The 1,867-nt window shown below is 51.2% G+C and carries 2 rRNA genes; both read left to right on the top strand.

Annotated features, from left to right (window positions below):
- Positions 1-150 precede the first annotated feature (150 nt).
- Positions 151-1,681, top strand: a 16S ribosomal RNA gene (locus LI126_RS14545).
- A 66-nt stretch (positions 1,682-1,747) separates the two neighbouring features.
- Positions 1,748-1,865, top strand: a 5S ribosomal RNA gene (gene rrf, locus LI126_RS14540).
- Positions 1,866-1,867: the final 2 nt, after the last annotated feature.

Here is a 1,867-nt window from a genome sequence, read left to right as displayed (position 1 = left end):
AAGAACCTTGATAACTGAACAATAGACAACAACAACCCTTGAAAATTTCTTTAAGAGAAGATTTTTAAGAACGGTTTTTAAACAAACCAAAACAACAGTAAAAAGGGAAGAATTAGCTAGTTAGTTGGTTCTGAACTGGATACAAACACTTTTAACGAGAGTTTGATCCTGGCTCAGGATGAACGCTGGCGGCGTGCTTAACACATGCAAGTCGAACGAAGCACCTTGATTTGATTCTTCGGATGAAGATCTTGGTGACTGAGTGGCGGACGGGTGAGTAACGCGTGGGTAACCTGCCTCATACAGGGGGATAACAGTTAGAAATGACTGCTAATACCGCATAAGACCACAGCACCGCATGGTGCAGGGGTAAAAACTCCGGTGGTATGAGATGGACCCGCGTCTGATTAGGTAGTTGGTGGGGTAACGGCCTACCAAGCCGACGATCAGTAGCCGACCTGAGAGGGTGACCGGCCACATTGGGACTGAGACACGGCCCAAACTCCTACGGGAGGCAGCAGTGGGGAATATTGCACAATGGGGGAAACCCTGATGCAGCGACGCCGCGTGAGCGATGAAGTATTTCGGTATGTAAAGCTCTATCAGCAGGGAAGAAAATGACGGTACCTGACTAAGAAGCACCGGCTAAATACGTGCCAGCAGCCGCGGTAATACGTATGGTGCAAGCGTTATCCGGATTTACTGGGTGTAAAGGGAGCGTAGACGGAGTGGCAAGTCTGATGTGAAAACCCGGGGCTCAACCCCGGGACTGCATTGGAAACTGTCAATCTAGAGTACCGGAGAGGTAAGCGGAATTCCTAGTGTAGCGGTGAAATGCGTAGATATTAGGAGGAACACCAGTGGCGAAGGCGGCTTACTGGACGGTAACTGACGTTGAGGCTCGAAAGCGTGGGGAGCAAACAGGATTAGATACCCTGGTAGTCCACGCCGTAAACGATGACTACTAGGTGTCGGGCAGCAAAGCTGTTCGGTGCCGCAGCAAACGCAATAAGTAGTCCACCTGGGGAGTACGTTCGCAAGAATGAAACTCAAAGGAATTGACGGGGACCCGCACAAGCGGTGGAGCATGTGGTTTAATTCGAAGCAACGCGAAGAACCTTACCTGCTCTTGACATCTCCCTGACCGGCAAGTAATGTTGCCTTTCCTTCGGGACAGGGATGACAGGTGGTGCATGGTTGTCGTCAGCTCGTGTCGTGAGATGTTGGGTTAAGTCCCGCAACGAGCGCAACCCCTATCTTTAGTAGCCAGCGGTTTGGCCGGGCACTCTAGAGAGACTGCCAGGGATAACCTGGAGGAAGGTGGGGATGACGTCAAATCATCATGCCCCTTATGAGCAGGGCTACACACGTGCTACAATGGCGTAAACAAAGGGAGGCAGAACCGCGAGGTCGAGCAAATCCCAAAAATAACGTCTCAGTTCGGATTGTAGTCTGCAACTCGACTACATGAAGCTGGAATCGCTAGTAATCGCGAATCAGAATGTCGCGGTGAATACGTTCCCGGGTCTTGTACACACCGCCCGTCACACCATGGGAGTCAGTAACGCCCGAAGTCAGTGACCCAACCGTAAGGAGGGAGCTGCCGAAGGTGGGACCGATAACTGGGGTGAAGTCGTAACAAGGTAGCCGTATCGGAAGGTGCGGCTGGATCACCTCCTTTCTAAGGAAGAAAAAAGTAGAGAGTTTTTACTGTTGTCTATTGTTGGGTTATCAAGTAACCAAAGCTTTTGGTGGCGATGCGCTTAGGGGTAACACCCGTTCCCATCCCGAACACGATGGTAAAGACCTAAGCGGCCGATGGTACTGCACTGGAGACGGTGTGGGAGAGTAGGTGGCCGCCAAATTA

Source organism: Mediterraneibacter sp. 210702-DFI.5.30 (assembly GCF_020560115.1).
GTDB lineage: Bacteria > Bacillota > Clostridia > Lachnospirales > Lachnospiraceae > Mediterraneibacter > Mediterraneibacter faecis.
The sequence above is the reverse complement of the archived record's forward strand: the minus strand, read 5'-3'. Positions and strand labels throughout refer to the sequence as shown.